This window comes from Pontimicrobium sp. MEBiC06410, assembly GCF_053601615.1.
Genome location: NZ_JBSHNT010000158.1, coordinates 59201 through 85583, shown reverse-complemented (window position 1 = coordinate 85583; position 26383 = coordinate 59201). Strand labels below are relative to the sequence as shown.

At 31.5% G+C, this 26383-nt stretch carries 26 protein-coding genes; 13 read left to right on the top strand and 13 right to left on the bottom strand.

Features of this window, described 5'->3' with window-relative positions; genetic code table 11:
- Nucleotides 1-43: 43 nt before the first annotated feature.
- From ACVC08_RS13690 to ACVC08_RS13660, 7 genes are all read right to left on the bottom strand, one after another.
- Complete coding sequence (locus ACVC08_RS13690; protein WP_452602442.1) at nucleotides 44-499, bottom strand: DUF2141 domain-containing protein; 456 nt, start codon at nucleotides 497-499, stop codon at nucleotides 44-46.
- 135 nt (nucleotides 500-634) lie between these two features.
- Complete coding sequence (locus ACVC08_RS13685) at nucleotides 635-1966, bottom strand: DUF58 domain-containing protein (RefSeq protein WP_452602441.1); 1332 nt, start codon at nucleotides 1964-1966, stop codon at nucleotides 635-637.
- 6 nt (nucleotides 1967-1972) lie between these two features.
- Nucleotides 1973-2506 carry a hypothetical protein gene (locus ACVC08_RS13680; RefSeq protein ID WP_452597539.1) on the bottom strand — a complete coding sequence of 178 codons (534 nt, stop codon included), beginning with the start codon at nucleotides 2504-2506 and terminating at the stop codon, nucleotides 1973-1975.
- A gap of 56 nt (nucleotides 2507-2562) precedes the next feature.
- A complete protein-coding gene (locus ACVC08_RS13675) occupies nucleotides 2563-3669 on the bottom strand; it encodes an AAA family ATPase (RefSeq protein WP_452602440.1) in 1107 nt (368 codons plus the stop codon).
- A gap of 2 nt (nucleotides 3670-3671) precedes the next feature.
- Nucleotides 3672-4895: a DUF4350 domain-containing protein gene (locus ACVC08_RS13670; RefSeq protein ID WP_452602439.1), complete on the bottom strand. Its 1224-nt coding sequence runs from the start codon at nucleotides 4893-4895 to the stop codon at nucleotides 3672-3674.
- Nucleotide 4896: 1 nt separating this feature from the next.
- Nucleotides 4897-5643, bottom strand: a complete 747-nt coding sequence (locus tag ACVC08_RS13665; protein ID WP_452602438.1) for a hypothetical protein — start codon at nucleotides 5641-5643, stop codon at nucleotides 4897-4899.
- 3 nt (nucleotides 5644-5646) lie between these two features.
- A complete protein-coding gene (locus ACVC08_RS13660) occupies nucleotides 5647-6627 on the bottom strand; it encodes a stage II sporulation protein M (protein WP_452602437.1) in 981 nt (326 codons plus the stop codon).
- 24 nt (nucleotides 6628-6651) lie between these two features.
- Between ACVC08_RS13660 and ACVC08_RS13655 the strand changes: the two genes are divergently transcribed.
- From ACVC08_RS13655 to ACVC08_RS13645, 3 genes are all read left to right on the top strand, one after another.
- The gene (locus ACVC08_RS13655) at nucleotides 6652-7368 is read left to right on the top strand and encodes an RDD family protein (protein ID WP_452597544.1); all 717 of its coding nucleotides are present in this window, start codon (nucleotides 6652-6654) and stop codon (nucleotides 7366-7368) included.
- On the top strand, nucleotides 7368-7970 hold the full coding sequence (locus ACVC08_RS13650) for a trimeric intracellular cation channel family protein (protein ID WP_452597545.1): 603 nt from the start codon (nucleotides 7368-7370) through the stop codon (nucleotides 7968-7970). Before ACVC08_RS13655 ends, ACVC08_RS13650 begins: the two co-directional genes overlap by 1 nt.
- Nucleotides 7971-8217: 247 nt before the next feature.
- Complete coding sequence (locus ACVC08_RS13645; protein WP_452602436.1) at nucleotides 8218-9333, top strand: hypothetical protein; 1116 nt, start codon at nucleotides 8218-8220, stop codon at nucleotides 9331-9333.
- Between the two features lie 114 nt (nucleotides 9334-9447).
- Here the strand turns inward: ACVC08_RS13645 and ACVC08_RS13640 are convergent, their stop codons facing one another.
- Nucleotides 9448-11598, bottom strand: coding sequence for a M3 family metallopeptidase (locus ACVC08_RS13640; protein WP_452602435.1), 2151 nt, complete (start codon nucleotides 11596-11598; stop codon nucleotides 9448-9450).
- Nucleotides 11599-11868: 270 nt separating this feature from the next.
- Nucleotides 11869-12579, bottom strand: a complete 711-nt coding sequence (locus ACVC08_RS13635; RefSeq protein ID WP_452602434.1) for a peptidylprolyl isomerase — start codon at nucleotides 12577-12579, stop codon at nucleotides 11869-11871.
- Between the two features lie 237 nt (nucleotides 12580-12816).
- On the opposite strand from ACVC08_RS13635, the gene ACVC08_RS13630 reads away from it, so the two are divergent.
- Both ACVC08_RS13630 and ACVC08_RS13625 read left to right on the top strand, forming a co-directional pair.
- Nucleotides 12817-13455, top strand: coding sequence for an NUDIX hydrolase (locus tag ACVC08_RS13630; protein WP_452602433.1), 639 nt, complete (start codon nucleotides 12817-12819; stop codon nucleotides 13453-13455).
- A gap of 132 nt (nucleotides 13456-13587) precedes the next feature.
- On the top strand, nucleotides 13588-14391 hold the full coding sequence (locus ACVC08_RS13625) for a lysophospholipid acyltransferase family protein (RefSeq protein WP_452598579.1): 804 nt from the start codon (nucleotides 13588-13590) through the stop codon (nucleotides 14389-14391).
- Nucleotides 14392-14421: 30 nt separating this feature from the next.
- On the opposite strand, the gene ACVC08_RS13620 is transcribed toward ACVC08_RS13625, so the two are convergent.
- From ACVC08_RS13620 to ACVC08_RS13610, 3 genes are read right to left on the bottom strand one after another with little or no spacing between them, the layout of a single operon-like run.
- Nucleotides 14422-14862, bottom strand: coding sequence for a hypothetical protein (locus tag ACVC08_RS13620; protein ID WP_452602432.1), 441 nt, complete (start codon nucleotides 14860-14862; stop codon nucleotides 14422-14424).
- A 15-nt stretch (nucleotides 14863-14877) separates the two neighbouring features.
- Nucleotides 14878-15510 carry a hypothetical protein gene (locus ACVC08_RS13615; protein WP_452598577.1) on the bottom strand — a complete coding sequence of 211 codons (633 nt, stop codon included), beginning with the start codon at nucleotides 15508-15510 and terminating at the stop codon, nucleotides 14878-14880.
- A 4-nt stretch (nucleotides 15511-15514) separates the two neighbouring features.
- Nucleotides 15515-16009, bottom strand: a complete 495-nt coding sequence (locus ACVC08_RS13610; RefSeq protein ID WP_452598576.1) for an RNA polymerase sigma factor — start codon at nucleotides 16007-16009, stop codon at nucleotides 15515-15517.
- A gap of 449 nt (nucleotides 16010-16458) precedes the next feature.
- Here ACVC08_RS13610 and ACVC08_RS13605 point away from each other — a divergent pair, with 449 nt between their 5' ends.
- A complete protein-coding gene (locus tag ACVC08_RS13605; protein WP_452602431.1) occupies nucleotides 16459-17736 on the top strand; it encodes an NAD(P)/FAD-dependent oxidoreductase in 1278 nt (425 codons plus the stop codon).
- 2 nt (nucleotides 17737-17738) lie between these two features.
- On the opposite strand, the gene ACVC08_RS13600 is transcribed toward ACVC08_RS13605, so the two are convergent.
- The gene (locus tag ACVC08_RS13600; RefSeq protein ID WP_452602430.1) at nucleotides 17739-18410 is read right to left on the bottom strand and encodes a lysoplasmalogenase; all 672 of its coding nucleotides are present in this window, start codon (nucleotides 18408-18410) and stop codon (nucleotides 17739-17741) included.
- Nucleotides 18411-18553: 143 nt separating this feature from the next.
- Here ACVC08_RS13600 and ACVC08_RS13595 point away from each other — a divergent pair, with 143 nt between their 5' ends.
- From ACVC08_RS13595 to ACVC08_RS13565, 7 genes are all read left to right on the top strand, one after another.
- The gene (locus ACVC08_RS13595; protein WP_452602429.1) at nucleotides 18554-20707 is read left to right on the top strand and encodes a TonB-dependent receptor; all 2154 of its coding nucleotides are present in this window, start codon (nucleotides 18554-18556) and stop codon (nucleotides 20705-20707) included.
- Nucleotides 20708-21116: 409 nt separating this feature from the next.
- Complete coding sequence (locus ACVC08_RS13590; RefSeq protein ID WP_452598089.1) at nucleotides 21117-22085, top strand: TOMM precursor leader peptide-binding protein; 969 nt, start codon at nucleotides 21117-21119, stop codon at nucleotides 22083-22085.
- Between the two features lie 19 nt (nucleotides 22086-22104).
- On the top strand, nucleotides 22105-23403 hold the full coding sequence (locus tag ACVC08_RS13585; RefSeq protein ID WP_452602428.1) for a YcaO-like family protein: 1299 nt from the start codon (nucleotides 22105-22107) through the stop codon (nucleotides 23401-23403).
- A gap of 17 nt (nucleotides 23404-23420) precedes the next feature.
- A complete protein-coding gene (locus tag ACVC08_RS13580) occupies nucleotides 23421-24296 on the top strand; it encodes a SagB/ThcOx family dehydrogenase (protein WP_452602427.1) in 876 nt (291 codons plus the stop codon).
- Nucleotides 24297-24317: 21 nt separating this feature from the next.
- Nucleotides 24318-25190 carry an ABC transporter ATP-binding protein gene (locus ACVC08_RS13575; protein WP_452602426.1) on the top strand — a complete coding sequence of 291 codons (873 nt, stop codon included), beginning with the start codon at nucleotides 24318-24320 and terminating at the stop codon, nucleotides 25188-25190.
- On the top strand, nucleotides 25190-25921 hold the full coding sequence (locus ACVC08_RS13570) for an ABC transporter permease (protein ID WP_452602425.1): 732 nt from the start codon (nucleotides 25190-25192) through the stop codon (nucleotides 25919-25921). The genes ACVC08_RS13575 and ACVC08_RS13570 overlap by 1 nt, the downstream gene beginning before the upstream one ends.
- A complete protein-coding gene (locus ACVC08_RS13565; protein WP_452602424.1) occupies nucleotides 25918-26382 on the top strand; it encodes a hypothetical protein in 465 nt (154 codons plus the stop codon). Before ACVC08_RS13570 ends, ACVC08_RS13565 begins: the two co-directional genes overlap by 4 nt.
- The last annotated feature ends 1 nt before the right edge of the window (nucleotide 26383 follow it).

The window sequence follows — 26383 nt, the reverse complement described above, 5'->3', positions numbered from 1 at the left end:
ATTAGCCGAAATATCGAGAATAGTGATTTTTATTTATAGTAGATTAAAACCTAATATTTAACTCTAAGTTTTCTTTTGCTACTTCAAACTTAGCTTCACTAAATTGTGGAGGCCCGTAGCTTATTGGGTTGTTAGACATGCCGTAACTTTCTTTAGGCATACCGTTATCGAAATCCATTCTTTTATTTTTATTTTCATCGTGTAACACCATAATAGCATAACTACCAGATGCTACATTTTTAAATGTTACTGTTATTTTACCATCTTTAATGTCGCTTTCTAAGTTTTGTAAGCCTGGCCCTTTCATAAAAGTATCTTCGCTATGTAAAGCTACCATGACATTTCCATTGTTATTCTTTATATTATCTACAGTTACAGTAATGGTTTGCCCTTCAGTTTTTGTGTCTTGCGAGAATCCTAGTAAAGTACAAAAAGCAAAAGCGATGCTAAGTGTTATTAATTTTAATGTGTTGCTGTTGTTTGTGTTTGCAGTTGTCATGAGTATAGTGTTTATGTGTTGTTTGTTATTGATGGTTCAAATATCACATAAAAGCAAAGTGTATACTAATCGTTGTTACCGAGTTGTGGTTTTTTGTGGATGAGTTGTTTAAAAGTAAGTTAAGACATGTACTTATTACAACAACCCTCTCGCCTTAATCTCTAAATACGTATTAATAGTATTTATGGTTAGGTTTTCTGGCGTAGTTAATATAGAATATATACCATACTTTTTTAGCTCGTTAACGATTAAGCGTTTTTCGAAATCAAACTTTTCCGCAATTACCTTATCGTAAACTTGTTGTACAGTTTCTGCTTTGTCTTTTATAATGGTGTCTAGTTCTGTGTTTTTAAAGAAGATGACCACTAATAAGTGGCTTTTTGCTATGGCTTTTAAATAGGGGAGTTGCCTGTTTAAAGCATCCATAGTTTCAAAGTTGGTATATAATAGAATAAGGCTTCTGTGGGTAATATTACGCTTTATATTACCGTATAATCTGCTATAATCGCTTTCAAAAAAATCGGTTTTAACATTGTAAAGCGATTCTAGAATTAAGCGCATTTGCGAGCTTCTACGTTCTGCTACAACTATGTTTTCAACCTTTTTAGAAAATGATAGCATGCCAGCTTTGTCATGCTTTTTTAGGGCAACATTACTTATAACCAATGTTGCGTTTATAGCATAATCTAAAAGGCTTAAGCCTCCAAAAGGCATTTTCATAACACGCCCTTTGTCTATTATAGAGTATATGGGTTGCGATTTCTCGTCTTGGTATTGGTTTACCATTAATTGGTTTCGCTTAGCTGTGGCTTTCCAATTTATAGTACGTAAATCGTCTCCAGTTACATAGTCTTTAATTTGCTCAAACTCCATTGTGTGCCCTAATCTGCGCACTTTTTTTACGCCGTACTCTAAAGCGTTTTTATTAATATTTAGGAGTTCGAATTTTTTTAATTGTTTAAAACTAGGGTAAGTAGGTACCATAGCGTTGCTATTAAATGTAAAGCGTTTGGCAACTAAGCCTAAAATAGAACTGGCGTAAATATTAAGCGATCCAAAATGATATTCTCCTCTTTCGGTTGGACGTAAATTATACTGTAATATTTCTGTTTTTTTTGGTGCTAGTTTTTTATGTATTTTAAAGTCTCTTACTTGAAATTGCTCAGGGATTTCATCAATAATATCTATATTAATAAGAATAGGGTAGTTGTTTTTTAATTCTATTGTTATAGTATTAGGGTCTCCATTAGAAAATTTTTCGGGTAAAATACGTTTACCTTCAATTCTATTTCTACCAAGAAAAACAATTAAAAAATCTAAGAAAAAGAATAAGAGTAGTACTAATAGAGAAAGCTGAGCTATATTAAATAGTATAGGTGCAAAATAGCTTAAGCCAAACAATACAACAATGCCTGTGCCTGCATAAAAAAAGCGATGTTGGATATAAAAGGGTTTAAGAAATTTCATGTGTTTTTAATTTTTACTATTGGCTATTCTTCTAAGATTTAAATCTGTTTCGTAAGATTTATTTCCTAAACTGTCTTTAAGGTGTGCTATTTTAATATTATAACTGTATCCATATAATCTTGCTATTTTGTCTAACTCTTTTTTTCTTTTTGATGCTATTTTTAAAGAGGATTTATAATAATTTAATGGACCAAAAGCCATGCCTAAAGGTATAATTCCTACTCCCATTATTATTAATGGAATTGTTGAAATAACGCCAGCTTCAAAAATATATTTACCTAATAAATAACCACCAACAAAAATTGCTAAAGCAATGATTAGGTAAAAAATAAACATTCCATAAACATCTGTTCTTGTTTTTAATACAGCTTCGTATTCAATATTTGTTTCTGTGATTTTCGACTTAAACGTATTGTTTAATTTTATAACATTACATTTTTCTTGAAAATCAGGCTTTTTATTTGTTAAGCTACAAATAACTCCTGTTTTGTAGTCTACAATTTTGTTATCGCAAAGCACACAATGTTTGGCGTTATTCATGGATTTAGTTTTATTTTTTTAGATAATTCGAGAATTTAAAGAATCGAAAATCATAACTACCTAGGTATTTCTACAGTTTCAATAATCTGTTTAATAATTTCTTTACTAGTTATACCTTCCATTTCGCGTTCTGGTGTTACAATAACTCTATGGTGTAATACTGGTATTGCGGCACGTTTAATATCTTCTGGCATTACAAAATCGCGTCCAGACATTGCTGCAAAGGCTTTACTTGCTTTTAATATGGCAATAGAGGCTCTTGGCGATGCGCCTAAATATAAAAACTGATTATTTCTAGTCGCTATAATTAATTCGGCTATGTATTTAAGTAAATGCGACTCTACCAAAATTTGTGTGACTAAGTTTTGGTAATCTACAATTTGTTTGGCTGTTAAAAATGATGTTATTGTTTCGGTTTTTGTTTTTTCTTTTAGCTCATGTTCTCTAGATAAAATTTCTATTTCTTCTTCAAGATTTGGATAGCCTACATCTATTTTAAAAAGAAAACGGTCTAACTGTGCTTCAGGTAATCTATAGGTTCCTTCTTGCTCTACAGGGTTTTGTGTAGCTAAAACCATAAATGGAGCCTCTAGTTTGTAACGGTTACCATCTATAGTAATTTGCTGTTCTTCCATAACTTCAAACAAAGCGGCTTGTGTTTTTGCAGGCGCTCTATTAATTTCATCTATAAGTACCATATTAGAGAAAATAGGGCCTTTTTTAAATTCAAATTCCGAAGCTTTTAAATTAAAGATAGAGGTTCCTAAAATATCACTAGGCATTAAATCTGGAGTAAATTGGATACGACTAAACTCTACACTTAACGATTTTGCTAATAATTTTGCTGTAACCGTTTTGGCAACACCTGGTACACCTTCTATTAGCGAATGTCCTTTTGCAAGTAACGAGGCTATAAGCATGTCTACCATATCTTTTTGGCCAACGATTACTTTACCAACTTCTTGCTTTATTTTGTGTACACTGTTCTGCAATTCGGATAAATCTAGACGACTTTTAAATTGTAAATCGTTATTAGTTTCAGAAGTGTTTTCAATGCTTTCAGCATTTGGTGTTTCATTGGTATTAACTTCTTTAGGGGTTTGTTCTTCAGGTGTCCCCGAAACATGCCCTAAATTGTCGTTGTCGTTTATATAATCTTCCATAATTATTTAGAATAAAATGCTTCTATGTACTTATTTAAAGTAATTAAATTGTCTTCGTAAAATACGTTTTTACTTCGTAACCAATTAATATACTCTATTGTTGTTTTTATATCGTCTTCTTTTTTACCTGCTTTAGAAGCTAACCTAGAAATAAAGTCTTCATTTAAAACAGAGGTATCTATATTATAATCATTACGTATTTTGGCAAGAAAGTACGTTATTTTTTTATCTATTAAATTTTTATGATCCTGCGTTTCAAAATATAAGTTAGAAATTGTTTTTACAAAAGCCACAGTGGTATTTTGCAAAGGTTTTATAATACGTATAATACGCTGTTTACGTTTGGCATTAAAAACAATAAATATTAGTAGTAATAGCAACGCAAAGTACCATGCCCACTTAAAAGCTGTTTGTTCTAGAAACCAACTTAGGTTAGAGTCTTCTTCTACATTGCCATTGTTGTATGAGCTGTAAGAGCTAGAAAACTTTGTGTAAGAGTCAAAATAGACATTATCGTCTGGAAGGTAAGATAAAACACCTTCTACATATTTATAACGGTCTTCTTTTAAAATATTATAATTGGTAAATGCTTTTGGATCTAGGTGTAGGTAAATGTTGCCTTCTCCAAAAGGAACATTTATAAAATTAACACGTTTTTTATCTGTTTTTGTGTAGCCAAGAATGTTAATGTAAGTGCTATCGAAACTACTAAAAAAGAAATCACCTTCGTTTTTATCTATTTTAGCGTTTTTAGATTGTAACGCTCTATTTTTAAAAGAAAAATGAGAGATACTATCCTTGGTATTTGCAATATAATTTACATCTATGTTTAAAGTGTCTGTTAATTTATTTAAGTAGCCATAATCTGAAATAAAGAGTGCATTACCACTTTCGGTAAAAGCTAATAGTTGCTTAATAGAAGCGTCATATAAATAATCGGAATTACCAATAATAATATAACTTCCCTTTGCAATGTGGTCTCCATAATTACCTTCGGAATTTGCAAATAAATAGCTAGATGGTGTGTGGTAAACGGTACGTACTTTTTTACCTTTAAATAGCTTTGGGAGTTCTTTATACAAAACACTTACTCCATACGGTTTGTTACTGCGTTCATCAAAAGTTTCTTCCCAATCTACCACTTTATTATTTCTAGGCTTTAAAGAAAAAACGATAGCAATAATAACGGCGACAATAATGATAAGTATAGGTGCAATTTTCTTCATTTTACTTGATTTGTTTTATAAGTTTTTGAAAATGAAGTTTTGCAGTATTATACTTTTCTGCATCTAAAGGGAACTCTCCATACCAAATATAATCGTATAGGTAAGAGGTGTATTGAAACTGATCTTTATGTGGTGTATTAAAAATTTCGCTTAAATATTCTGAATTGGTTTTATCGTCTTCAATTTTAATAAGTTTTTTTAAACTCAATGCTTTTAATATAGATAAATAGTAATAACGAATAGCCAACCTGTAATCTGTGTTTTGTTCTGCCGACTCTATTAAATACTCAATATCTGTTCGTTCTATGTTTTCTGCTGTTATCTCTTCAGGGTCTTCTAGTTTTTGGTGTTGTCTTCTAGAAAATAACCCCGAACTCCCTTCATTTACTAAAATATAAGCAAGGTAAATTACGGCTACTATAAGGATAATATAAAATATGTATGAAAACGGCCCTAAATCGAAACTAATAGTATCGTTAGAGTTTTGTTTTTCTTCTTGTTCTTTTAGTTTTTCTTCACGGCGTTTGGCTTCGTAATCGGCATAATCTTCTGTACGAGCTGGGGTTTTATTAACAATTTTTTTGCCTTCATAATTGTATTTTCTTCCAGAATAGCGGTCTTTAAAATCATCCTCGAAAACACGTTGTTTTTCTGGATCTTGCAATATTATTGTAGCCGAAAGGTTTTGATAACATAACAGCATCAAAAAGACGTATAGGAGTTTTAAGGCGTGATAACGTCGTTTCATAGATTAGTGAGATGGCAAGGGTATTTGTGTTACTTTTTTCTGAACCTTAAAAGGATAAATTAAATAGTAATAGCTAATTAAACTTAAAGTGGCTAAAATAATACCTACCGATAACCAATTAGGCATAATATTAGAATATCGTGTAATAAAACCTTCTAAAAAACCTGCCGAAAATGTAAAAGGAAATGTACTTATTAAAATTTTTATACCTGTTTTTGCACCTTGTTTAAAAGAGGTATATCTAGAATGTGTGCCGGGGAATAAAATACTTAACCCCATAATTAAACCAGCGGCGGCTTCTATAACAATTGCAAAAATTTCCATAGCGCCATGTATCCAAATCCCACGAACGCTTTCCCATAGCACGCCTTTTTCATAAAAAAAGTATTGAAAAGACCCAAGCATGATACAGTTTTGAAATAATACCCAAACGGTTCCAGCCCCTCCAAAAATACCCATAACAAAGGAAATGATTCCTACTCTTAAATTATTAACAGTAATACCAATAAAACTTCCCCAATTACTCCCGCTTTTGTACACTGCCACAGGGTCTCCAGCTGCAATATTCTCTAAAGTCATGTTTACATAATCGTCTCCTAAAATAGAACGCACAAACTCACCATCGTTTGCAGCAGAGATAACACCAATAGCTGTAAACAATGAGAAAATAAAAAAAGCAATATAAATGTATTTACGGTACTGAAAACATATTAATGGAACTTCGGTTTTCCAAAACCCAATAATTCTGTTGGTATCTTCTCGTTTTGTTTTATAAATTTTTTGAAAGGCTTTAGCGGCTAATTGATTTAAATACACAATAACCTTACTTTTAGGATAGTAAGTCTGCGCGTAAGCCAAATCGTTTATTAAATGGATGTATTGAGATGCTAATTCATCTGGATTTTTAAAATCATTATTAAAAATAGCGTTTTCAAAACTTAACCATTTTTCCTTATTTTGCTTGATAAATGCTACTTCTCTCATATATTTGATAAAATAAAATATAAAATGTCAGAGTTACAAATTAACACTACACAAAATGTAAAAATAAAGTTCGAAGCTGCCGGAGTTGGTGAGCGACTTTTAGCTTTTATTATAGATACACTTATTAAAATTGCATATTTAACAGTTATGAATATCTTTTTTGGTGTTTTTGATGGTATGGATGAATGGTCTAAAATAGGATTAAATTCATTGATTAGTTTACCCGTTATATTTTACACTTTAGTATTAGAGGCTTTACTAGAAGGGCAAACACTAGGTAAAAAGGCATTAAAAATTAGAGTGGTTAAAATAGATGGTTACCAAGCCTCATTATCTGATTATTTGGTGCGTTGGTTTTTTAGAATTGTAGACATTTATATCTTTGGATTAGGCTTTTTTAGTATTGCATTTAGTAAAAAAGCACAGCGTTTTGGAGATATGGCAGCAGGAACAGCCGTAATTTCTTTAAAAGATAAAGTAAATATTAACCATACTATTTTGGAAGATTTAAAGGCAGATTATAAGCCAACGTATCCAAGCGTTATTAAATTATCAGATAACGACGCGCGTATTATAAAAGAAACCTTTAATAATGCCAGAGCAGCAAAAGATTATACAACCTTAATAAAACTAAGGACTAAAATTATGGAGGTTGCAGAGATTAAAAACCAAAAAGGAACAGATATCGAATTTATTGATACTGTTTTAAAAGATTATAACTACTATACACAGAGCATGTAATGTTTTATACAATAGATATTTTAGGTACCATAGCATTTGCTATTTCGGGTGTTTTGGTTGCATTAGATAAAAAAATGGACCCATTCGGGATTCTTATTATTGCCTTTGTTACCTCTATTGGAGGCGGAACTTTAAGAGATGTACTTATAGGGCAAACACCAGTAGGTTGGATGCAAGATATGACGTATGTATATGTTATTTCTGGAGCTACCGTTTTTGCTATTATATTTAAAAGTAAAATTGATTATTTAAGAACGTCGTTATTTCTTTTCGATACTATTGGTATTGGTTTGTATACTGTAGTTGGTGTAGAAAAAGGATTGTCTGCAGGATTACATCCTATTATTTGCATTGCTTTGGGTACTATGTCTGCTTGTTTTGGAGGTGTTATTCGCGATATTTTATGTAATGAAATTCCCGTTATTTTTAGAAAAGAAGTTTATGCTACGGCTTGTATTTTAGGTGGGTTTTCTTATTTTTTAATTAGAAAATTACCCGTAGAAGGCGATATCGTCTTTATCCTATCTGGAGTAGTTGTTATAGCTGTACGATTAATAGCTGTGAAATTTAAAATTAGCTTGCCAAGTTTATATAAAGAGTAATCGTTTATTTAATTGAGTATTGTTTAGTATTAGAAGTTTTCTTTAGTTTAAACCTAAGTAACGTTTTGTTTTAGTTAGAATCATGATGTAGGTTCGAGTAAATTTTACGATTGAAAATGAGTGAAATTTGTATCGAGAACAATACATTAATTAAACAAAGAGAATGAGTGTTGTTTTTTTAATAGCATATTAAAGCTTATAATAAACATGTAAGTACATCGTTTAAAGTACTACTAACTACTATTCTATGAAATTAAAAGCCTATTTATTATTTGCATCCATAATTACTATCCAATGTTTATATGGACAGAATGAAGATGCTGAAACTTCTTTTATAGTTTTGCCTCAAGATCAGTTTAATACACTTTACGATGCTAAAAAAGTAACAAATCCGTTACATTTAAATGGAAATGTAAATACTGTTATGCGAACGTTTACACAGCATAAATCGCCTTATTCTAAAGAAGAATATACAAATCATTACAGCTATACCTTAGATAAAAACCATACAGTTATCGATTATAGAAGCGATTTAGAATACGACGACATGACAATAGAGAGTTTTGTTGTTAATCCAACATTTAAAATCGAAAAAAGAGATACTGTAATATCTAATGGCAATACTAAATACACCTATAAAAAAGGGCTGTTAATAGTAAAAGAAATACAGAATGTAGACGATGGCGTTATGGATAGTATTGCTTTTAAATACAAAAAAGGAAAGCTTACAGAGAAAATACATTATACTTCAATGGGGTTATATGAAGCAGACCAGGATGGCAATGTCGATGAAAACTATATGCTATTTCCAGAGTTTGAAGTAGCATCTTACACCAAAATAGCTTATAATAAATTAGGGCTAATGGCAACTTATAGACATTATGCACCAAACCCCGATATTGTAGAAGTACAAGAGAATAGTTATACCTATAATAACGAAGGACAATTAGACAATTACACACTAGTATATAATCGTTATTATGCCGAAACTATAGATGTCTATTCAAAACCTGAAACATGGAAATTTGGTACAGATGGATTAATAGATGTCTTTTTTGAAGAAGTAAAAGGGAGCTATGCGTATGATGTGCAAGACAGAATAGTAAAGCATCAATTAGAAAAAAATAATAAAGAAGCAGAATTCTATACAGTGGATTATACTAGTAATGGATTTACCATTAAAATGAGGACGTCCTACTATAAGGATTATGATTATGAGACACTACAGCATCTAGACCTAGAGTACGAGTATACTTATGATGCGCTAGAAAACCCGATAGAAATCAAGTCTTATATAATAGATACAGAAGGGAAACATTTAGATAAATCAACACGATTAAATATTCGTTATTTTGAAGAATAGAGCTCAAACTAACGCTTGTTGATTTTAGAATACTTACTCAAACGGAAATATAAAACAAAAAGCGTTTTCTAATAGATATTAGAAAACGCTTTTTTTCAGCATTTTACAGAGCTATTATTTTATAAACCCACGGTCTTTCATTAAAGCTTCAATTTTAGCATCACGCCCTCTAAATTTTCTGTAAGCTTCAGCAGGATCCATAGAGTTTCTTGGAGCAAATAAATACTTTACTAATTTATCGGCAACCGCTTTGTCATAAAAGCCATTTGGAGCTTCCTTAAAAGCTTCCGAAGCATCACTTGTTAATACATCTGCCCACATGTAGCCATAATATGCTGTAGCATAACCTTCGCCAGAGAAAACATGTCCAAAATGAGGTGTTCTGTGTCGCATAGGTAATTCTTTAGGCATTTTTAATTCTGCTAAAGTTTCACGCTCAAATTTAGCGATATCAATATTCTCAGGATCTGTTAGGTGTAATTTCATATCCATTAAAGCAGAAGCTAAATACTCTGTAGTACCAAATCCTTGATTAAAGGTTGCTGCTTTTTTAATTTTGGCAACTAAAGCTTCTGGAATGGCTTCTCCAGTTTTATAGTGTACTAAAAATTGATTAATCACTTCGTCTGTAGATAACCAACGCTCTAGTAATTGCGATTGAAACTCGGTATAATCTCTAACACCTCCATTTAATGTTGGGTATTTTACATTAGAAGAGAAAAAGTGCAGTGCATGACCAAACTCGTGAAAAAACGTTTCTGCATCATCCCATGACACTAAAACAGCTTCGCCAGGTGCAGGTTTTACAAAGTTTGAATTGTTAGAGGCTAATACCGTTTGTTTACCATCAAAAGTGGTGTGACTTCTATAGGTTGTAGCCCAAGCACCAGAACGTTTTCCTGTTCTAGCAAAAGGATCTAAGTACCATAACCCTATATGTTCTCCAGAATCTTTATTGGTAACTTCCCAAACCTTTACATCTTCATGAAACACAGGAACACTGCCTTCTGGAACGGGTTTAAAATTATAATTAAATAAACGTCCTGCTGTATAAAATAAGGCCTGTGTTAATTTGTCTAGCTGTAAGTACTGCTTTACTTCGTCACTGTTTAAATCGTATTTTGCTTTACGTACTTTCTCGGCATAAAAACGATAATCCCAAGGTTCTATGGTAATATTATCTCCGTTTTTGTTAGCAATAGCTTGCATATCTGCAACTTCTTCTGCAACTCTACCAATAGCAGCTGGCCAAACAGCTTCCATTAAATGCATAGCATTTTCTGGTGTTTTTGCCATTCTATCTTGTAAACGCCATTCTGCATAATTTTTATAGCCTAATAATGCTACACGTTCTCTACGCAATTTTAAAATGTTTGCAATTAGTTTTTTATTGTCATACTCGTCATTATTATCACCACGAGAATAATAGTTTGTCCAAACCTGTTTACGTAATTCGCGATTGGTAGAGTAGGTTAAAAACGGATCCATTGATGAACGGGTGTTTGTAATAGCATATTTGCCATCTTGCCCATTATCTGTAGCTATTTTTGCGGCAGATTTTATAAACCCATCAGATAATCCATCTAATTGCTCCTTAGTTAAATAAGTAATATAATTTTCTTCATCATGTAATACATTGTTAGAAAACGTACTATATAATGAGGATAGTTCTTTGTTTATGGCAGCATAACGGGCTTTTTTTTCATCATTAAGCTCGGCACCATTCATTTCAAAACGTTTGTAAATTAAATCTACAACACGTTGTTGGTCGGGGTCTAAAGGTGTTACTTTAGACCCATCGTAAACGGCTTTAATACGTTTAAATAGCTTAGGATTTTGGTTTATTTTAGAACGGTATTCCGATAATTTAGGCGCTAATTCACTTTCTATTGCTCTAAATTCTGGAGTACTCATGTTACTACTAAGTATACCGTAGTAGCTAAACACTCTATTTAGTTCCTTACCAGAACGCTCCATAGCTTCAATAGTATTTTCAAACGTAGGTGCTTCTGCGTTATTGGCAATAGCTTCAATATCTTTTAAACTTAAGGCCATACCTGTTTCCATGGCTTCTTTTATATCTTCAACTTTCATTTTGTCGAAAGCAGGAACGCCACCGTAAGGGCCGGTCCATTCTTTTAGTAAAATAGTCTCACTCATTAATTTTGAATCTGCTTTTGGTGATGTTTTTTTATCGTTATTACACCCTGTAAAAGTAATAATAGCACATAGTAGGGTGGTACTTATTAATAGTTTTGATTTCATAATTAATATGGTTTTTTAGAGGTTGAAAGATAGTGAATTTAAGATTTTAGGGATAATAACAAAATCATAAATTATGGATTATGAGCAAAGTATAATATGAAGACCTGTAGGCGTTACATCTTTTTTGCCATTTCTGTTAAAAGAAGATAAGTGCCTATTATAGCTCCAATAAAAATAAGATCATTAAAATGTTCAAATTGGTTAGCTATTGTTTGCCCAACAATTACACTAATTATAAGCCTTAATAACCAAGATTTAAGAAACTGCATATTATTCTATAACTTCAACCTTAGTAATATAAATATTATGCTTTGGCCAATCTCCAGCATCAGTTTCTTGTTGCGAGATTTTATCTACTACATCCATGCCTTTAGTTACTTCTCCAAAAACAGTGTATTCACCATCTAAATGGTATTGGTTGGTTACAGTAATAAAAAACTCGTAAGGAGATGCTAGTTTATATGCATTTTCTATTTCGCTACTAGGTATAGAGATAACACCACGGTGGTGTTTGTAACCTCGCTTAGCATCTGGAGGTAATAAATAACTACCAAACTTTTTTCTTTTTCTAACCACTTTTTTATTGTCTGAGCTTCCGCCTTGTATTACAAAATCTTTAACCACACGATGAAACTGTGTGCCATCAAAAATTTTATTTTTAACAAGAAAAATAAAATTTGCGCGATGAAATTTTATTTTATCATATAACAAAAGGTCTATATTACCAAAACTGGTATAAATACGTACTTTATTTTCTTTATGTTCTTTCTGGTACTCTAGAAAAAAATCCATTGCATTCTTATCATTTAGCGGTAGAAAACGCTCTTCTAAAGTTAGTTTAGAACTGTCTATAGTAATCGCTTGTGGAGCTTCTTTCTTTTTTACTTTAGCCTTAACAATAGGAGCTTTTTTAGGTGTTGTTTTCGTGTCATTACAACTAAAAAAAATAAGTATTAAACAAAGTGTTAATAGTAGGCGCATAATATAGAATTTGTATTTGCAAAGATAAAAAAGACAATAATAGAATATAAGTTTAAAAAAAGGTTTATTATTTAGAGCTAAAGGAAAAAGAGCCGTTAACAATTTACTAGAGATAAATAAACAGGTAAGATATTCGTATTAAAAACCGTTACTTTGCACAGTAATAGTTTAATTAAAATAAATAGATAGTTTATCTGTATATTTATATAACGTTAGATATCGATTAGCGCTTAAATAATGAATTTTAATACATTTAAAACAGCAATAGCAGGCATAGAAAAAGCACCGCTTCCAGCAGAAGCATCACAATTTAAAATGTCTCCACCTTACAGAGAGAAACTTATAGCTAAGCAGAAAGAGCGTATAAAAACAGCAAAACAATCTGCTGTGTTAGCATTGTTTTATCCAGATAAAGTTAACGAAACCCGCCTTATTTTAATATTACGTAAAACTTATAAAGGCGTACACTCTGCACAAGTAGGATTCCCTGGAGGGAAACTTGAAGCTAATGAAACATTAATGGAGGCTGCATTAAGAGAAGCAAATGAAGAAGTAGGCGTGGACATAAATACAGTAACCGTTTTAAAAGAAATGACACAAGTATATATTCCGCCTAGTAATTTCTTTGTACAGCCTTATTTAGGAATCTCTAATATAACACCAGCATTTATAAAACAAGAGACAGAAGTAGAGGCACTTTTAGAGGTTAAGCTAAGCGATTTTTTAAATAGCGACAATGTGGTAACTAAAACAGTTACAGTAGCTAATGGTGTTAAGGTAGAAGTCCCTGCATACCATTTAAACAATCATTTAGTATGGGGCGCTACAGCAATGATGCTTAGTGAAATAAAAGACTTGTTAAAATCTGCCTGCTAAATAGTTCTGTTTTTTTACATTTGCAAAACTGCTACAGCTAAAATGTTAGTAAAATAATGAAGTGAGAAAAGTATACTATTATAAGAATAGTAAGTAGATAGCAGAATAATTATTAATACATTTAAAATATTTATGGGATTATTTACAAAAAATCCTTTCGGGCATAATCTTTTTATAAAAAAATGGCTTATTAGAATCCTTGGAGCCTTGTCTCATCGTCGTTTTCGTGGTTTTAATGATTTACAGATAGAAGGCTCAGAAATTATAAAGAACTTACCAGATACCAATGTACTGTTTATATCTAACCATCAAACATACTTTGCAGATGTAGTGGCTATGTTTCATGTATTTAATGCTAGTTTAAGTGGTAGAGATGATAATATTAAAAATGTTGGGTATTTATGGAATCCTAAGCTTAATATGTATTATGTGGCAGCAAAGGAAACTATGAAATCTGGACTTTTGCCTAAAATTTTAGCTTATGTAGGTTCAATAAGTATAGAACGTACATGGAGGAGCGAAGGAAAAGATATTAATAGACAGGTTAAAATGAGTGACATCTCTAACATAAGTAAGGCGTTAGACGATGGTTGGGTTATTACCTTTCCACAAGGTACAACAACACCATTTAAACCTATTCGTAAAGGAACAGCACACATTATAAAACGATATAAACCCATTGTAGTACCTATTGTTATAGATGGTTTTAGGCGTTCGTTTGATAAGAAAGGATTACGTATTAAAAAGAAGAATGTTTATCAAACATTCGAAATAAAGAAACCTTTAGACATTGATTACGATAATGAGTCTATTGCAGAAATTGTAGAAAAAATAGAGTATGCTATAGAGCAGCACCCATCCTTTTTAAAAGTAATCTCTAAAAAAGAATTAGCAGCACAAGAAGAATTAAACAAACAACGTGAGTGGCTAGATTAGTAATCTTTTTAAAAATGAATTTTCTTATTACTAATTAGCATCTCTTTTTGTTCTACAAGACGCTTTTGCTTTAGAGTTACTATTTAACCCTAGTATTAAAAAGACAAAACCAATTGGTAAAAAAGCGTAACCTAGCATTGTAAAAGATAAAATAATATAGACAGCCCCAATAACTAAATATGTGTTTCTTGCTGTTTCAGAATTACCTATGCAAAGCCCTAAATATTGTTTCTCAATCAAGTTATCTGCTTTGTAAAGCTTAACAGTAATACCATGCCTAAAACTTATACCAGATTTAATAGTTATAGTTTCTAAAACTCCATTGAGTTTTAAAGTAAAGACATGCGAGGTTCCAAACCATGAGAATTTTTCAGAAACAACAGTATCATTTAAAATAACAGTTTCATTTCCTGCCCAATCATTTGTAAAAGTTATGGTATTATTATCAATAAAAAAGGAAACACTTTTCATAGTAGTTATAGGGGTTTAGTCATGAAGTTTTTTAAGTTCTTCATAGTTTCTATTTAAACGCTTCATTAAAATGCCATAAATAAGCCTGTAGAATAACCAGATAATTACAATAAATACAATAGTAAAGATTATAAAAATGGCAAGACCAACCATAAGTTGTGGCGTTGTAAAATGAGAGATTTTTTCGGCCAATTCCGTATCCTGTTTAGTAACATAATATAATGCTAATACCATAGAAATAGGTACCATAATTAAATTATATAATACGTAGTACTTAATTATTTTCCTAGTTTTAATAATACTTTCCATTAGCTTTTTTGCATTATCTGTAACCGAAATATTTCGGTGTGCTTTAAATAGCAAAAAGATAAAAAAGGAAATAACTATAAAGGTAAATATAGTAAGAGCAGTCATTAAAGGCCCATTTACAGAGCTGTGTTCAAATTTCTCTTGATAACTGGAAGATAGTAAAGGCAAAAAACTAAGACCTAACCAAAATAAGAGTTCGGCAATACTAATGTAAAATAATGTTTTTACAATAGATGATGATTTTTTTAACAGCATAGGATAAATCTGTTGAGACGTTAATTGCTTATCATCTACAACATCCTTCTGCCAATGTTTTTTTAATAATTCTAATTCATCCATAATGTTACGGATTTAATATGGTTCTTAATTTTGTTTTTACTCGGTTCATTTTAACACGAGCGTTAACTTCACTAATACCCATTGTTTCACTTATTTCTTTATAGCTTTTGTCTTCTAAATACAAGAAAACAAGAGCTTTTTCTATGTCGTTTAATTGTTGCACAGCCTTATATAATAATTTTAGCTGTTGCTCTTCGGTATCATCATAATCTTCAGCAGAAATCTTAAACTGAATACTATCAAATTCCTGAGTTTGTACAGAACGTTTCGATTTTCGGTACAAAGTAATAGCTGTATTTAACCCCACACGATACATCCAAGTACTAAATTTTGAATCCCCACGAAATTTTGGAAACGCCTTCCATAGCTGTATCGTAATTTCTTGGAATAAATCATTGTGCGCATCATAATTATTAGTATACAAACGGCATACCTTGTGTACAATATTCTGATGCTTCTCTAGCAATTCAACAAAATTATGTTCAAGTTCTTTATTCAATTATTTGGTATCAATGGTTTGGTTATGCATATAAGTAGTGTAAAAATAGAAGATGTTACACAATTTTTATAAAATAATTAAATGGGCGTTACAATCTTTCGCTTAAGCTACAGATTGTCAGGCTTTCAAGGCTCACTTTTTTTAGTTTTAGATTATATTAACCTTATAACTTAAAACAAACTTTAATTACAAAATAAACAGTGCAAAAGCATGAAAAGAGCTCAAACAAACCTTTTCAATCCTTAACGCAAGCTGTCGTAAAATTATTACTTAAAGGTAAGATTTAAAAGACATAAAAATGAATACAGATTATATTTTACATGTAAAATTAATAACCTTCTATTATTTTTTAAAACGACTTAATTATTGTTACTTAAAAGCCATATAAAACTAGGGATTAAAATCACTGTTTTGTATCTTTGGAAAACTATTATTATTCCATTTTTTATATGAACATTCCAGATACAAAATCCCCAAGAATTGTTATTGTTGGCGGTGGTTTTGCAGGTGTTAGCATTGCCAAAACTTTAGCCAATAAAAATGTGCAAGTTGTTGTTTTAGATAAACACAATTACCATACATTTCAACCTTTATTATACCAAGTATCTTCAGCAGGACTAGAACCCGATTCTATAGCCTATCCATTACGTAAAATTTTAAAAAAACATAAAACCTCTTTTTTCCGTTTAGCAGAAGTTGAGCAAATTCTCCCAGAACAAAAAGAAATACAAACCAATATTGGGAATCTTAAATACGATTATTTGGTACTAGCAACAGGGACCAAAACAAATTACTTTGGTAATAAAGCTATAGAGCAACATAGTATGCCAATGAAAAAAGTACCACAAGCCTTAAACATACGTAGCTTAATTTTACAAAACTTTGAGAAAGCTGCAGTAAGCGATTCGCAGTCAGAGCGCAAAGCCGCTTTAAACTTTGTAATAGTAGGTGGGGGCCCAACAGGTGTAGAATTAGCTGGTGCTATAGCAGAATTAAAAAACAACATATTACCTAGAGATTACAGAGATTTAGATGCTAGTATGATGCAAATACATCTTTTAGAAGGTAACAGCAGAGTATTACCACCAATGAGTGAACATGCCTCTAAAAAAGCAGAAGAGTTTCTTGTTAAACTAGGCGTAAAAGTACATTGTAACACATTTGTACAAGATTACGATGGCGAAATAGCACATACAAATACAGATTTAACTTTAGTGTCTAAAACCCTAATTTGGGCAGCAGGAGTTACAGGAGCACCCGTTAATGGATTAAAAGCCGAAGCATTATTAGAGCGTGCTAATCGTTATAAAGTAAACCGTTACAACCAAATAGAAGGTTACAACTCCATATTTGCTATTGGAGATATAGCTTTAATGGAAACCGAAGCTTTTCCTAAAGGCCATCCGCAAGTAGCACAACCAGCGATACAACAAGGTAAGTTGTTAGGGAAAAATATAATACGATTAATAAAAGGACAACCCTTAAAAGCATTTATTTATAAAGATAAAGGCTCTATGGCTACCATTGGACGCAACAAAGCCGTTGTTGATTTAAAATATTACAAATTTGCAGGCTTCTTCGCTTGGTTTGTATGGATGTTTATACACTTAATGTCTTTAGTAGGCTTTCGTAATAGAGTAATCGTGTTTTTTAACTGGACTTATAATTATATAAACTTTGATAAAGCTGCTAGATTAATAATACGCCCGTTTAATAAGCAGGATTAATTTTAATGCTGCTGTTTTAAAAGTCCAAAAACTATTAATAATTGAGCCAGAGCATAAGTAAACATAATACTAAAATCGGCTAAAGCTAAAGGCTCATAGAATTTGTTTACAGCCAATAAACTGTCAGACAACATAAAAGCAAGAGCACCAATAAACACCAGATTAAAACTAGGAGTGTTGACTTTGCCGCGTCTTAAAAAAGCAGAAACAGCCATTAATAAAATAATAGACATGTAAACAATAACAGGTATTAATAAATCGCCTAATCCAGATTTTAAAATACTAAATAACCCTAAAGCATAAGCCAAGAGTATTATAACAAATCCATAAGGTTTTATTGCCGGATTTCGCTGTTTTAAAAAGACTAGGCAATACATAATATGTGCCGTTAAAAATGCAATTAAACCAGCAATAAAGAAATATTCAGACTTATAGACAAATAGTAATAAAATATCTCCAATTAAAGAAAATAGTAAAGCCAGACCAGTAAATGTTCTAGTATGCGTATTAAGGTGCCTACTGTATTTGTAAAAATAAACAATTAAAGACCCAACAATTAACGGCTTAGAAACATAGTGTAAGCCCTGTAGACCTTCAAAATTTGCAATTATGGTTTCAATAAAAACTAAAATAAAGAAAACTACAAAAAATAAAGTACGCTGTTTGGATGCCATTTTGTTATTATTTGGGTAAAAAGTAAAAATACTCAATTCATCTTAAAAAAAATACAGTTCGGTAAGACTAAGTTTTAAAAACCGTGAGGTGTATGCACTTTTGTACTGTTAAACAAAGTAAACAAAGTAAACAAACGAACAGTATGAAACGCCTAACATTTTTATTAATAATATTTATAACAATTAACGCTTTTGCACAAACCACTATAAGTGGTCGTGTTGTGGATGCAAAAAACACACCAATAGAAGGAGCCAATGTATATTTAGAAGGCACATACGATGGAGGTACAACAAATGAAAAAGGAGCATTTTCTTTTAAAACAGAAGCAACAAAAACACAAACACTAATTATATCTTTTGTGTCTTTTGAAACTGAACAAATACAGAGCGATGTTTCTACATTACAAAATATAAATATAACCTTACGAGAAGATGTTAATGCATTAGATACGGTAGTATTATCTGCAGGAACATTTGCAGCAGGCGATAATAGTAAAATATCGGTGTTAAAACCACTAGATGTTGTTACAACAGCTAGTGCTTTAGGCGATTTTGTAGGCGCATTACAAACCTTACCAGGAACCACAACCGTATCAGAAGACGGGCGATTATTTGTACGAGGTGGCGAGGCCGAAGAAACGCAGATTTTTATAGATGGTATTCGTGTATTTACACCTTACACACCAAGCCCTAATAACAGTCCAACAAGAGGGCGCTACTCTCCCTTTCTTTTTGATGGAATCACTTTTTCTACAGGAGGTTACTCTGCCGAATATGGGCAAGCATTATCCAGTGTTTTACTACTAAACACTATAGATGTGCCAGATCAAGAAAAAACAGACATTGGTATTATGAGCGTGGGAGCTACATTAGGAAATACTCAAATATGGGGTAAAAATTCATTAAGTGTTAACGCATCTTATATTAATCTAGCACCATATAATGCTATATTTAATGATAGAAACGAATGGAAGAAACCCTACGAAGGCGCTTCGGGAGAAGCTGTATATAGACATAAAACAGACCAAGGTATCTATAAATTATATTCTGCATTCGATGCCTCTCGTTTCGATTTAATTCAAGAAGACATTAATGTCTCAGAAGGTGTTCGATTTAAATTAAACAATAAGAACCTCTATTTTAACGGTTCCTATTCTGGAGAACTAAACGAGGTGTGGCGTGTATTTGGAGGTTTAAGCTATACGTATGCAAATAATAAAGTTGGTGTAACAGATACAGATATAAATAATACTGAAAATTCAATACACGCAAAAGCTAAATTTAAACGTCGTTTTAATAGTCGTTTTAAACTTAATTTTGGAGTAGAATATTTCGCAACAAAATTTAATGAAGATTTTACTAATGCAGCTATTGCACCTTTAAATTATGGTTATAATAATAACATTACAGCGGCCTTTGCAGAAGCCGATGTGTTTTTCTCTAAAAAACTAGCCTTAAAAGCAGGATTAAGAACTGAGTATAGCGAATTATTTAAAGAAGCAACACTAGCTCCAAGGCTTTCCTTGGCCTACAAAACAAGTGGAAAAGGACAATTATCTTTTGCTTATGGCGATTTTTACCAGAACCCTAATGCCGACGTTTTAAAATTTAATCAAGACTTAACAGCGCAAAAAACACAACACTATATTTTAAATTACCAGTTAAATAACGATGGTAAAATATTTAGAGCAGAAGCCTATTATAAAAACTATAATAATCTAGTGAAGTACGATACCGAATTTACACAATTAGATAGTGATTTTAACAGTAACGGAAGTGCTTTTGCTAAAGGATTAGACCTATTTTGGAGAGACAGTAAGAGTATAAAAAATGTAGATTATTGGTTAAGTTACTCGTATCTAGACACAGAACGCGACTATAGAAATTACCCAGTAGCAGCACAGCCCAATTTTGCAAATACACATAATTTATCTGTAGTAGGAAAATATTGGGTAGACCAATGGAAAAGCCAAATAGGACTAAGTTATACTTATGCGTCAGGCAGAACGTATACAGACCCTAACCAAGTAGGTTTTTTAAATGCAAAAACTAAAAGTTTTAATAGTTTAAGTGTAAACTGGGCCTATTTATTAACCCAACAAAAAATACTGTATTTCTCTGTAAATAATGTATTAGGTATTAAAAATATAAATGGATACCAATATGCAGCCACACCCGATGTAAATAATAACTTCTCTAGGCGTGCTTTACGTCCAGCACTAGACCAGTTTTTCTTTGTAGGTTTCTTTTGGACTATTAGTGAAAAGGGTAACGATAACCAATTAAATAATTTATAAAAATAGAATTTGCTTGATTTGTAACTCCTTAAAAAGTAGTTAATTACAATTAATTTAAAGTAAGGTTTTCCCTTACTTTAAATATGCTTAATGGTTATTTGGTTAGAAAGTTTTATCTGTAGTTTTGACTTAATTGCTCGTTTAGAGTAGTATAGCGTAAGTCGAAAAGCTATAATAGAGTAGACATAATTAATTAAATATTCATTATCATGAAAATTGAAAGATTATCATCGACATTAGGAGCTAGCGACAAATTTATGGTTGCAGCTGGATGTAACTGTAACTGTTGTTGCTGTTGTAACTTTAGTATCTTCTCTGCAGAAGCATCACTCTAAAGTATTGTTAAGTCTGTGTATAATTATGTACACAGACTTTTTTATTCACTAAAACTATAAATTAAGAAAAATATATGCTCAGTAATTATGATATTTTCGAAGATAAAGAGAATAATGTTTATCAAATAAGAACTAAGGGAGATGTCTTTTTAGTTCGTTTTGAAGGAGACGAGAAAAAAGAAATTTTCCTTCATATTATAAAAATCACTAGAGAGAAAAACTACTCGTTTAAAGATTTAATGAAAGCTTTAAAAAGTAAGTTTGAAGAATCTAAAGTAATGCCTGTAATTAACGAATTAAAGGAAAGTGGTATTTTCAATGACTACTACACTAATCCTAAAAAAGATGTTAAAGGTTTAGCATTAGGATTACTAGGTAAACAAGATTTTTCTAGATTAAAAACAGAGAAAACGTTAGAGGTAATAGGCTCTGGAGAACTCTTTGACGCCTTTAAAAAAATCACTAATAAAGGTGATTTTGGTTCTCTTAATTTTACTAAAATTGGAAATAAAAATAATGAAGCACTACTAGAAAAGGCGTTTAAACGGTCGGATTTGGTTATTGTAGAAAACAACCGATGGAACCCTAATTTTTTAGAAAAAGTAAACCAAATAGCATTAATACAAAATAAACCTTGGATGCTAGTTCGAGGAATGTGGAGAGGTTATGGAAGTATAGGCCCTCTATTTTACGGTAAAGAAACGGGCTGTTACGAGTGTTTGTCAGCGAGAGTAAAAAGTAATATAGAACATTTACAATATTTCTTAGCATACGAGAAGCATTTAAAAGAAGAAGATAAATCTGCACAACCAGATTGGGCTCCAACAGGTTTTCATGAAATTATAGCATCGGCAGCAATATTCGATGGTCTAAAGTTTTTAACAGAGTGGGACGTGCCAGAAACGTACAATAACATTGTAAATTTTTTACCGTCGTTAACAACAGAGAAGCATAAATTATTAAAGAATCCTCTGTGTGGCACTTGTAAACCAGAATTGGAATACAACCTATCGCCATGGATAGCCAATATTGCTTTAAAATAATTAAAAACCACTTCTATATATGTATACACCTCAAACTTTAGATAAGTGTTCTTGTATAATTTCAGATGAAACAGGCATATTAAAAAGAGTTTCTCGATTACCAATTCAGAATGGAGATCCTAAACTAATAGCTTTTGGAGTTATACCATCAGAAACATCTATGCTAGGTACAACCTCATTTCCTGGACGAGGAAGTGGTTGTGCATATTCTTGGGAAGGCGCTATGCTTACCACATTGGGTGAAATTTCAGAACGTTACGCACCTGTATTTTACAAAAAAGACGAATTTATAAAAACTACATATAACGATTTAAATGTAGGAAAGAAGATTCATCCTTCAGAATATGCCATATACCACGAAAACCAGCATATTCTATATCAAAAAAATGAATTACCAATAAAACCTCTAACCGAAGATTTAGAGCTGCATTGGGTAAAATGTACCGATCTTACAGATGGTGAAGAAGCATGTATTCCTGCAACATTAGTGTATATGCCCTTCTTTGAAGACCCGTATTATATTATGTTTAACACCTCTACAGGGTTAGCAGCGCATTCCAATTTCTATAAAGCGGTTTTAGGAGGCATGTACGAATGTATAGAGCGAGACTCATTTGTAATTACATGGTCTCACCATTTAGATGTGCCTAAGATTAGGATTACTCAAGAAATGCAAGACTACATAGACCAATATTATCCTAAAAACTTTAAATTTCATTTACTAGACGTCACACTAGATTTAGAAAAACCATCAGTATTTGGTTTTTGTGTAGGAGAAAGCGATTATGGTAAGTTTATAACTGTGGGCTCTTCAACTAGAGGAACATATGCAGAAGCTATTAAAAAAGTAATCATGGAGTGCGGACAAGCCGTTTCGTACTTACGACATACTTTTAATAAAAATCCAGATTGGAATAAAGAAAAAATGGATTTAAGAGATTTTGAAGACCATTCGCTCTATTATAATGTCCATAAAGAAGAAATGAAAGTATTCGATAAATGGATAGATAAGGAACCAACTAAAGAAATCGATTTTAATGAAGTAAGGCAAACTACAGATATAGAAGAAATACAAAGTATGCTTAAAGTCTTTAAAAAGAAAGGCTATAATGTACTCTTTAAAGATGTAACCACTGTAGATGTTAATCAAGCAGGTTTTTATTCTATAAAAATATATATTCCTCAGTTAGTACAAATGGCAGGTGGTTACCCTTTCTATTTTTGGGGAGGTAAACGTTTGTACGAAGTACCACCAGCATTAGGTTATCCCGCAAGAACATACGAAGAAATTTCACGTTATCCTTATCCTTTTCCATAAACTAAAAACGACATTAGATGAATATTGAAAATATAAAAAGAAAATACGACCGCTTAGATATGGAAATGACGAGTGTGCACACTCTAGGAAATACCATGGCTATGCTTTACCATGAGAATTCTAAAGTAAACAAGATAATAGCTAGAAAGCAGATTTCTCAAATAAGTATGTTCGAGAATCCTTATGTGGTAGCAAAATCAAGTCAGCCCTATAAAAACTATTATCAAATAGAAACTCATGATTTAGAAGACTATGCTATACAGGGCGAAAAATCAGATTTTTATAAAACGATAGAAAATCGCCACAGTGGAAGAAACTTTGATGGAGACTATAAAATCTCGCTATTCGAGTTGCATAAAATACTGTTTTACTCTTATGGTATTTCAAAAACAAGTCAAGTTAGCGAAACAGTAAATTGGTCGTTTAGGCATGTACCTTCAGCTGGAGGATTATATCCTCTAGAATTATATGTAGTAGTACTAAATGGAGATATACGCAAAGGACTATACCATTATAGCCCAATTAAAAATGCACTATCCTTAATTAAAGAAGGTGATTTTACAGATTATTTAGCAGACTATTCAGGATCTAAACCCTGGGTAGATATAGAAAATGCATCTTGTGTAGTATTAACAACATCTGTATTTGAAAGGCAGATGATTAAATACGGTGAGCGTGCCTATAGATTTATATTAATGGAAACGGGTTTTGTAGCACAGAACATTAATCTTGTTTGCGAACATATCAATTTAGCCTCCTGTATGGTTGGGTTTTATTACGATGATAAAATAAATGAATTACTAGAAGTTAACGGCGTGGGGGAAACCATTCAGAATATTCTAGTAATTGGTAAAGAAAAAGTAGAAGAAGTAAAACAAAAAGATACAAAATAATAAAATAGACTTTATAACTATATGGATGTAATAACTATTTCAGATTTACATTATACTATTGAAAAAAAAGAGATTCTAAGTGGAATAAATTTTAGTATACAAGAAAACGAAAAAGTAGCCTTATTAGGTAGCAACGGTTCTGGAAAAAGTACGATTATAGATATTATAGCAGACAATTTTTCGCCAACCTCTGGAGAAGTAAAAGTCTATAATAACACGTTTAAAAAACGTAAAAAAGACATTGGTGTTTTATATGATAATAGTCCTTTTTTCCCAGCGTTAAAAGTTAAAGAACTTATTTCGTTTGCAACAGATATTCATGAAATAAAAGAAGAAAACAGTGTTGTAAATCAGTTAAAAGAAAGTTTAGGTATAGAGAAAATTAATAACAGTCTTTTTTATGCTTTGTCTAAAGGCGAACGCAAAAAAGTAGGTATTATATTGTCTTTAATACATTCGCCATCACTATTTATTGCAGACGAACCCACTTCTTTTTTAGACCCTTCCATGCGGAGTAAATACTGGAAGATTTTATTTAACAGAAAAGATTTAACAGTGTTATTTACCACCCATATTTGGGAAGAAGCAGAGCAGTACGCAGATAAAGTAGTTTTTATAAGCGAAGGAAAACAGCTGTTAGAAAGCGACACCGTTGCAAATTATCTGTCTGACAAATATATAGCTGGAACTAAAAAAATTGTAGTAGACGCTACTAATGATATTAAAGATAAGTTATCCAATGCCACAGTGGTAACCTACGATGAGCAACACCATATCTTTAGTGAAGACTTTAAAAACACTTTAGGGATTGTACAACAAAGTATTAATAAATATTCTCTGTTAGAAAAAGGACTAGAAGATATTTATCATTATTTAATTTCAAAAAACAACTAATGAAATCACTTATAACCTCTATTAAATATAATTTGCTAATGTATTACCGTATTAAGGTAGCCCTGTTTTTTACCTTTATATTTCCTACGTTACTATTTGTTATTTTTGGTAGTATTTGGGGCATATCTGATCCAGAATATATATACTTTTTACTGTCTGGAGTTGTAGCAATGAATGTAGTAAGTCAAGGCATTTATTCTACAGGTGCAGTAATAAAACAATATTACCAAGACAACATTATTAAGTTTCTAAAAGGGCTTCCTATGAATGTGTTTAACTACTTTTTAGGTATGGTTATTTGTAGAGCTTTAGTTGTTATTGCAAGTATTTTAATGCTAACACTTATAGCGTTTTTATTCTTTGGGTATACAGTAACACTTACACAACTTATATTACTTGTTTCAGGATCTATTTTTGGTTTAATATTATTCTCTTTTATGGGGCTAATTATTAGCTTTTCTGGAAATTTTAGAAACACAGAAGATGCAGGAAAAGAAATTGGAAATATCGTATACTTTTTAATGATTTTTCTCTGTGATTGTTTTTATCCAGTTAGTGAGTTAAATAGTTTTATATCAACCCTTAACAAGTTTTTTCCACTAACATATTTATTAAACTTTTATAGAGAAGAAAATATTGGTTATGCATTATTAATGATGTTTGCCTTTTTTGCAGTTTTCGCATTACTATTTATGTATTTATTTAAAAGAAAAGCATTACATAGAGTATGAGTATTTTATATTTATTTGCTGGCCTATTAACATTAACTGTTCTTCACGAGTTAGGGCATGTTATTAGTGCACTATTTTTAAAGTTGCGTATTTTTAGTGTAGGCATAACTATGCTTCCATATCCGCATCCTTATGTTAAAGTAGAGAATACAGAGAATAAATTACACCGGTATATCTTTTTTTATTCAGGAATAGCAATGACGGTTACCCTTTTATTAATTTGCCTGTTTAATGGTTTTTTATCTTATAAAATGCTGTATTATGCTTTTGCAATAGAACTTATTATAGAGTTAAATCCGTTTTACTCAGATATTTTTTTAGTAAATGTAGATTCTAACGATTATGGTAAGTTCAACTTTAGTGTTAAAGGGAAAAGAAAACTCTATTTTATTTTTTGGGTGGTTTTAATCTTTCTCTTTTTTAGTCCTTTTGGATTTCAAAGATTTCTAACATTTAATTAAA

Excerpts from the sequence above, each read along its gene's own strand:
- ACVC08_RS13680 (WP_452597539.1), bottom strand. The coding sequence starts at position 2,506 with ATGAATAACGCCAAACATTGTGTGCTTTGCGATAACAAAATTGTAGAC.
- ACVC08_RS13645 (WP_452602436.1), top strand. The coding sequence starts at position 8,218 with ATGAAATTAAAAGCCTATTTATTATTTGCATCCATAATTACTATCCAA.
- ACVC08_RS13640 (WP_452602435.1), bottom strand. The coding sequence starts at position 11,598 with ATGAAATCAAAACTATTAATAAGTACCACCCTACTATGTGCTATTATT.
- ACVC08_RS13565 (WP_452602424.1), top strand. The coding sequence starts at position 25,918 with ATGAGTATTTTATATTTATTTGCTGGCCTATTAACATTAACTGTTCTT.
- ACVC08_RS13620 (WP_452602432.1), bottom strand. The coding sequence starts at position 14,862 with ATGAAAAGTGTTTCCTTTTTTATTGATAATAATACCATAACTTTTACA.
- ACVC08_RS13655 (WP_452597544.1), top strand. The coding sequence starts at position 6,652 with ATGTCAGAGTTACAAATTAACACTACACAAAATGTAAAAATAAAGTTC.
- ACVC08_RS13635 (WP_452602434.1), bottom strand. The coding sequence starts at position 12,579 with ATGCGCCTACTATTAACACTTTGTTTAATACTTATTTTTTTTAGTTGT.
- ACVC08_RS13630 (WP_452602433.1), top strand. The coding sequence starts at position 12,817 with ATGAATTTTAATACATTTAAAACAGCAATAGCAGGCATAGAAAAAGCA.
- ACVC08_RS13595 (WP_452602429.1), top strand. The coding sequence starts at position 18,554 with ATGAAACGCCTAACATTTTTATTAATAATATTTATAACAATTAACGCT.
- ACVC08_RS13625 (WP_452598579.1), top strand. The coding sequence starts at position 13,588 with ATGGGATTATTTACAAAAAATCCTTTCGGGCATAATCTTTTTATAAAA.
- ACVC08_RS13650 (WP_452597545.1), top strand. The coding sequence starts at position 7,368 with ATGTTTTATACAATAGATATTTTAGGTACCATAGCATTTGCTATTTCG.
- ACVC08_RS13670 (WP_452602439.1), bottom strand. The coding sequence starts at position 4,895 with ATGAAGAAAATTGCACCTATACTTATCATTATTGTCGCCGTTATTATT.
- ACVC08_RS13665 (WP_452602438.1), bottom strand. The coding sequence starts at position 5,643 with ATGAAACGACGTTATCACGCCTTAAAACTCCTATACGTCTTTTTGATG.
- ACVC08_RS13580 (WP_452602427.1), top strand. The coding sequence starts at position 23,421 with ATGAATATTGAAAATATAAAAAGAAAATACGACCGCTTAGATATGGAA.
- ACVC08_RS13600 (WP_452602430.1), bottom strand. The coding sequence starts at position 18,410 with ATGGCATCCAAACAGCGTACTTTATTTTTTGTAGTTTTCTTTATTTTA.
- ACVC08_RS13675 (WP_452602440.1), bottom strand. The coding sequence starts at position 3,669 with ATGGAAGATTATATAAACGACAACGACAATTTAGGGCATGTTTCGGGG.
- ACVC08_RS13690 (WP_452602442.1), bottom strand. The coding sequence starts at position 499 with ATGACAACTGCAAACACAAACAACAGCAACACATTAAAATTAATAACA.
- ACVC08_RS13585 (WP_452602428.1), top strand. The coding sequence starts at position 22,105 with ATGTATACACCTCAAACTTTAGATAAGTGTTCTTGTATAATTTCAGAT.
- ACVC08_RS13685 (WP_452602441.1), bottom strand. The coding sequence starts at position 1,966 with ATGAAATTTCTTAAACCCTTTTATATCCAACATCGCTTTTTTTATGCA.
- ACVC08_RS13590 (WP_452598089.1), top strand. The coding sequence starts at position 21,117 with ATGCTCAGTAATTATGATATTTTCGAAGATAAAGAGAATAATGTTTAT.
- ACVC08_RS13575 (WP_452602426.1), top strand. The coding sequence starts at position 24,318 with ATGGATGTAATAACTATTTCAGATTTACATTATACTATTGAAAAAAAA.
- ACVC08_RS13660 (WP_452602437.1), bottom strand. The coding sequence starts at position 6,627 with ATGAGAGAAGTAGCATTTATCAAGCAAAATAAGGAAAAATGGTTAAGT.
- ACVC08_RS13615 (WP_452598577.1), bottom strand. The coding sequence starts at position 15,510 with ATGGATGAATTAGAATTATTAAAAAAACATTGGCAGAAGGATGTTGTA.
- ACVC08_RS13570 (WP_452602425.1), top strand. The coding sequence starts at position 25,190 with ATGAAATCACTTATAACCTCTATTAAATATAATTTGCTAATGTATTAC.
- ACVC08_RS13605 (WP_452602431.1), top strand. The coding sequence starts at position 16,459 with ATGAACATTCCAGATACAAAATCCCCAAGAATTGTTATTGTTGGCGGT.